Annotated in this window: 5 protein-coding genes and 1 pseudogene; 4 read left to right on the top strand and 2 right to left on the bottom strand. The window is 40.5% G+C overall.

What is annotated here, in order from left to right; all coding sequences use genetic code 11:
* Positions 1-290: transposase (locus BLR11_RS13595; RefSeq protein ID WP_176763014.1), on the top strand; the 290-nt coding region annotated here is incomplete at its 5' end.
* Positions 291-558: 268 nt separating this feature from the next.
* Here the strand turns inward: BLR11_RS13595 and BLR11_RS13590 are convergent.
* Positions 559-2,094 (bottom strand): pyruvate kinase, encoded by a 1,536-nt coding sequence (locus tag BLR11_RS13590; RefSeq protein ID WP_245675176.1) that lies wholly within the window; start codon positions 2,092-2,094, stop codon positions 559-561.
* A 228-nt stretch (positions 2,095-2,322) separates the two neighbouring features.
* On the opposite strand from BLR11_RS13590, the gene BLR11_RS13585 reads away from it, so the two are divergent.
* Both BLR11_RS13585 and BLR11_RS13580 read left to right on the top strand, forming a co-directional pair.
* Positions 2,323-3,882 carry a purple acid phosphatase family protein gene (locus tag BLR11_RS13585; RefSeq protein ID WP_091653172.1) on the top strand — a complete coding sequence of 520 codons (1,560 nt, stop codon included), beginning with the start codon at positions 2,323-2,325 and terminating at the stop codon, positions 3,880-3,882.
* A 67-nt stretch (positions 3,883-3,949) separates the two neighbouring features.
* The gene (locus BLR11_RS13580; RefSeq protein ID WP_091653169.1) at positions 3,950-5,092 is read left to right on the top strand and encodes a YibE/F family protein; all 1,143 of its coding nucleotides are present in this window, start codon (positions 3,950-3,952) and stop codon (positions 5,090-5,092) included.
* A 31-nt stretch (positions 5,093-5,123) separates the two neighbouring features.
* On the opposite strand, the gene BLR11_RS13575 is transcribed toward BLR11_RS13580, so the two are convergent.
* Complete coding sequence (locus tag BLR11_RS13575) at positions 5,124-6,230, bottom strand: metallophosphoesterase (protein WP_091653166.1); 1,107 nt, start codon at positions 6,228-6,230, stop codon at positions 5,124-5,126.
* Between the two features lie 214 nt (positions 6,231-6,444).
* On the opposite strand from BLR11_RS13575, the pseudogene BLR11_RS13570 reads away from it, so the two are divergent.
* Positions 6,445-6,643: pseudogene (locus tag BLR11_RS13570) on the top strand (IS256-like element ISBsu2 family transposase); the annotation flags it as partial.

The raw sequence follows: 6,643 nt of genomic DNA, 5'->3' as shown, positions 1-6,643 counted from the left end.
ATTCCAAACTAGCCAATATGTTTTCAAGTCAGGACGGACTCTTTGAGTTTTATCGTTTTCCAGCGAGTATTCAGAGGAGTATCTATACGTCGAACCTCATTGAAAATAATAATAAAGGATTAAAACATCATGCGAAGTTAAAAGAACAATTCCCAAACGAGGCATCACTGGAACGATTTGTTTGTACATATTACAGTGACTATAATCGAAAGCAAGCTGCTCGAATCCATTTAGGGTTCAATGCGGCCGAAAGTGATTTAGTGAATATGTTTGATAATCCTAATCGGTAAGAACAGCCTAAAATGCTTGCAGGAACGTTTACACATTTATCTTGACACTATCATTTTCATTTCGCAGGTAAATATTCATAAAAACACCCTGCCATGCTATATAGTGTACTTCCCCCATAAACTAGATTTCTAGGTCTAACTTTATGGGGAGACTACATAGGCATGATAGGGTGTTTTTATGATCTGGATGTAAAATGATGATATGTATTACATTAGAAAAGAATAACTATATTTATTATATAAGGAATCCTAATATAAACCAACGTTATTATTTTTTTTGTAGTTTACTTGTTTTTAGTGTATTAATGGCAATATGCAGTGCTTTTAAGCGTGGTGCTTTTTTATATATATGTTGTTCCATTCGGTTTAAAATATCGGCAAGGGACGTTACCGCTTCCACAATATAGGGACCTTTATTTAGCATAACGCATTCAGCGCGTTCGCTCATGGCTGCGTCGGTAATTTCCGCTCGGGAAGGAAGTCCGGTTTTTACCATGTTTTCTAAAACCTGGGTAGCCCAAATTACTGGAATATGAGCAGCTTCGCATATCCAGAGAATCTCCTCTTGTAATTCGGAGAGACGCTGATATCCTACCTCTACAGCTAGATCACCACGGGCAATCATGACGCCGAAAGGCTGTTTTGAAGCGGCTTGAACAATGATTTCTGGTAAATGATCTACGGCTTCTTTGGTTTCTATTTTTGCAATAATGGCAATTCCGGCTGCTTCAGCCCCTCGCCGTTTTTGTATTTCTGCCTGCAGTAATCGTATATCTTCGGCTGTTTTGACAAAAGAAAAGCCAATAGCATTAGCATAGGACGCAATAAAGTTCAGATCTTTTAAATCTTTTTTTGTAAGAGGAGAGACGTGAAGCGGAGTTTGTGGAAAATTCAAACTTTTTTGACTTTTCAGTTTACTTCCCTTGGGTTTAGTATATGTAATTTTTAAATAGGCGCCTTTAGCGGTTAAGGAAATAACTGTTGCTTGAATTTTTCCATCATCGATTAATATAGGATCACCCGGTTTAAGGGTTTTAAATATTTCAGGTATACTGCATGTAATGACAATAGGCCCGGTATAATCTTCCGGATAATCGCTTATTTTGCCGGAGGCAAGAAAAAGAGAATCTCCCGTTGTGATGCGAGCTTCGGAATCTTTGACTAGTATTTCGGCAATGCGGGATTTAGGACCGCCTAAATCCATGTAAATTTTACAATTTCGGCCAATGTCGCGCTCCGCATGATGAATGTGATTAATCATTTTCAGCCATATGGCAGGTGTATCATGTGCACAGTTGATGCGGGCGGAATCCATGCCGGCTTTCAGCAGATCATGAATAATATGATAGTCATAGGCAGCCTCTGTAGGAAGAGTTACCATGATGTGTGTATAACATGAAGCGGGGGTGCCGCCGAAAATTAATGTGGTATTATGATTGAGCAGTTTGTCTCCATAAAAAAACATTTTCTGTGAAGGATAATTAATTAGTTCTGATTTATCTTTATTACAGATACGCCCCAAAGAAGCGATAACGGCATCAAGGTTAGCGATAGCGCGGGCTTCGCTGCGGCCAAGAGAAGAAAGACCTAACGGGAGCAGGTCACGCTGGAGTGCTCGCAGGTCATGGCTGCGCAAAGCTAAATAAAAAGCCAGATTTAACGCACTATACAAAAAGGATTTGCGGCTGATGCAAGGTTTCCAAGTTTCAAACAAATCAATGCCTTCTTGCAGGACTTGCCGTCGTAACGTATATAAACGCGTATATAATATATCTAATTGTTTAGTCCTGCTGCCGACTGCCACCGAAATCATCTCCTGTATAATGATACCAATTTATTCCTTTCATTATAGCATAATACCGCAATGGTGTGGGACGTCTATGAAAATAGAATATGGATTTTGTGAAAGAAGGGACAGCTGCATATTCTTTGCATAAATTTTTCATACTATACACATACTTTTTATATTACTTTCGTATACTGCTCCTTAGGAGTTAAGTTGCATAACAACTATTGGAGGAGTGGATGAGAGATGCACCAGTTTTACAAAAGTAAAAAAGTTTTAGCTGTGTATGTTTTAACTGCCTTATGTATTACATCAGCCGGTGTGTATGCGGCTACAGAGCATTGGAATGATGCTTCCTTGACACCGCAGACGGTAACGAGGACAAGCTTGTCAGAAAAGACAGGCTGGCAGGAGTGGAAGAATTCTTGGGATGCAGTTAAAAGTAATTACGAGCAAGTATCGCTGGCACCGGGAGCAGATGCATCTCGTCTGAACTTCGGCTGGTATTCAAAAAAGAAATCAGATACAGCAGCAGTCAGAATATCCAGGCATCCGGATATGCAGAATGCCAAAGTGTATAGTGGTACTTGTAAGCCCGGGACTGTTATAAACGGAGTAACCTATTATACCAACAAAGTCGAAGCTGTTGGGTTTAAACCGAATCAAACCTATTGGTATCAAGTACAGTTAAATGGTGAATGGCAGCCGGCACAACAGTATAAAACGGGGAATCCTAAAGATTTTTCCTTTATGTATGTGGGAGATCCGCAGATAGGGGCTTCGATAGGACAAACTCCGGCTGATGGCAGTAAAAAACAAGATGGTGAAATAGCGGCCCGCAATGATGCGTATAACTGGAATAAAACATTAAATGCAGCGTTGCGGCAACATCCGGAAATTAATTTCCTTGTATCTCCCGGAGATCAGATAAATGAACCGGCAGCTAAAGGAGATGCAGAAAAAATACAACTTCAGGAATATCAATATGCAGGATATCTTTCGGCAGCGGTATTACGCAATTTGCCGGAAGCTACCAGCATTGGCAACCATGACAGCATGACCGAAGGATATGAAAATCATTTTAATGTTCCGAATCCATTCACGGAAGAAGCAAATCCTACCAAGGCGGGGCATGGTTATTACTATACCTATGGCAATGCATTATTCATTGTTATTAATGCTAATAATTATAATGCTGCCGACCATGAAACTCTTATAAAAAAAGCAATTGCGGCACATCCCGATACTAAGTGGAGGGTTGTTGTCATGCATCAGGATATTTATGGAAGCGGCTTGGATCATTCTGATTCTGATGGGATTATTTTACGGACGCAGCTTACACCTATTTATGATGCTAATCATATTGATGTCGTGCTGCAAGGACATGATCATACCTATGCCCGAACATATCAATTGAGCAGTGATGGAAAAAATCATGCGGCTTTTGATAATGTCAAAGTTAAAGGACAAAGTGGGCAAGATCATCATCTTTTTGACCAGGCACTGCAGGATACGGCATTTAAGAATACATATGAATCACAAAATCTTTGCTATACCATTGCTGACATGAAGCAAGGAACCTTGGTTAATCCGAAAGGCGTTTTTTATATGTCCTCTAATTCGGCTACCGGTTCTAAATTTTATAACTTAATTCCGCAGCAGCAGGATTATATTGCAGCCCGCAGTCAGACATGGCGGCCTACCTATTCAGTTATCCATATTACGGATGACCGATTTACCCTAAACACGTATGATGTAGAGACGGGTGCCGCTATTGATACCTCTTACAGTATTGTAAAAGATTGATGATACAGATAGTAAATGCGGAAAGATGAATGATCATCTTTCCGCATTTTTTTGCGAAAGGAGCACTATGAAATCTTATATTTCTAAAATGATTCGATTAGGTATTATTCTAAGCATAGTATTGGGAGCCGGATATTTTTTGTATGTTTTCAATCAAGTAGACAAACCGCAGCTGGTCAATACGGAAGGACGCACTTTTGAAAGGGCCAGCGTAGTTGAAATTATACAGGATAATGTACAGGAAAATGGCAGCCGGATAGGAGATCAAGTGGTGTCTGTACGACTTTCCAGCGGAACGCATGCCGGTGAAATAATCACGGCTAATTGCCCTAACGGCATGTTATTTGGTACGGTATGCCGTCCGGGAATGGATGTTATTATTATTTCCAGCCGTGTAGGAGCACTGCATATTTTCACGGTATATAATATAGATCGGTCATGGCCGATCGCGCTGTATATTGGTATTTTTTTAATTCTTCTCTGTTTAATTGGCGGTAAAAAAGGGATAAAGTCGGCGATAGCTCTTGTTTTTACTTTTATTTGCTTTATTTTATTATTTTTCCCTATGATTATGAAAGGAATAGGACCGGGAATTGCAGCGGTGATTACATCCTCCCTCATTCTCACGGCTACTATCTATTTAATTAATGGATGGACGAGAAAATCATGTGCCGCTGTTTTATCGTCTTTTGGCGGCATTTTAACGGCAGCGGTGGCAGCGGTTATTTTTGGGTATGGGGCATCCTTATCAGGGTATAACGTGTCCAATATTGAGGCTCTTATTTTTGTAGGGCAGAATTCATCGATTGCTGTAGGGCAGATTCTTTTTGCAGGAATCCTTTTTGCCAGTCTGGGTGCTGTTATGGATATTGCGATGGATGTATCCTCTGCTATTGAAGAATTGCGGAAGCATACGCCCAATTTGCCGCCGAGTGTATTATTTGCCGCTGGCATGAGCGTAGGACGCGATGTTATGGGAACAATGGCTACCACGCTTATTTTAGCTTTTTTTGGGGGGGCTTTGGGCATATGGGTGCTTGACTATGCCTATAATCTTCCTTTTTTACAACTTATCAATTCAAATGATGTAGGTATTCAAATTATGCAAGGCCTTTCCGGTAGTTTTGGTGTCATATTTACGGTGCCGATGGCAGCGGCATTGTCTGCGTGGCTGCCGCGGAAAAATGAATTGCTTAACGGAAAACAGTAAATACATCTATATATTTTCTTCGGATAGCTGTTTATATGGAATCGGTAGTACTGCGTATATGGATTAATACGATTTCCGGAACCGATCCCAGCCGCATAGGAGGTCCCCAAAAACCATATCCGCTGGATACAATCGTGACCATCTGTCCGAACTTTCGCATACCATAGTGCAGTACATATAAGCGTTTGGTAATCAAATTGATAGGAAAAAATTGTCCTTTGTGCGTATGTCCCGAAAGATATAGATCATATCCGGCAAGAGACGCAGGAGCAATTCGCAGGGGTTCATGATCAATAAGAATTTTGAAATAGGAATTGTCTCTATGCGGTATAGTATGCACGGGATGGTGCAGATAATCATCAAGACCTGTGAGTTCGACACTATTGTTAAGTACGACGGATTGATTGCGCAAAAAATGCAAAGGGGTAAATAGTGTGGCCTCAGCGTCAAGATCACCGTTAAAATAGTCATGGTTTCCATATACTGCATATACACCAAGGGGAGCTTTGATTTTTGTGAAATTTTTATAACTGCCGTCTGCCAAGACAAACGCTATATTACCATCAATGATATCCCCGCCGAAAATTACGGCATCAGGATTTGCTGCATTGAGACGTTGAATTAATGCATGACTGTAGGAGTTACTTAAGATAGGCCCCAGGTGAATATCTGTTATAAAAGCGAGCGTCATTTTTTGTGCCAGCGGGATCGAAGTTAAAATGGTAATATGCCGGTATTTTGGATGAAAGGCATTCCAAGTTCCTTTCAAAATACAAAGTAAAACAATACTGCAAACAAGGAAGGAAAGCCGGCCTGACCAGATCTGCCAAAAACTGTAATAGTGCAAGAGGCGGGCTCCTATATATAAGATGAAATATAAGACGAGGAACATACTGGAATATAATACAAAGATAAACCAATACGAGCCGGTCCAAGCAAATATTTTTACAAGAAAAACTGGCAGACGGTCAATGGCTACGTGGGGCAATGTAAATAAAATGGGAAAGAGTAAAAAGAAAATTACCGTCCAGGTAGCAGAAAGTGAAGAAAAACCTTGACTATACATCCACCAAATTCCAATGCCGCTTATCGAACCAATAGTAGCAATACTCCAAAAGAAAATAAATCGATTAAACATGATATAGGAACTCCTGTCGGGATGTATTATATATTGAAATAGGAAAGAAAATGTGTCAGCAATGTCATGAAAAGAAACGGTGATATAAAACGGGAGTGTAAAATGAAGTGTGTAAGTTACCGGTAACCAATTTACTAACTTACGCACTTCATTTTTTTGTCGAGGTGCGGTACACTATCAGAAAGCAGGTTGAAAGGAATTGAGTACAGCACTGATGAAGAAACGTAGAAACCCGAGTGAGAAAGGCCAGGCAATCGCCAAGCTCATCATGGAACAATACCAGCCGAAGACGCAGGAAGACATGCAGATAGCGCTGAAGGACGTGTTCGGTCCTATCTTCGAAGCTATGCTGCAGGGCGAGATAGATAACCATCTCGGGTATAGCTCCAATGATCATAGCAAGAAGGAAACCT

Source organism: Megasphaera paucivorans (genome assembly GCF_900103535.1).
Taxonomy (GTDB): Bacteria; Bacillota; Negativicutes; order Veillonellales; family Megasphaeraceae; genus Megasphaera_A; species Megasphaera_A paucivorans.
This window is presented reverse-complemented; position numbering and strand designations above follow the sequence as displayed.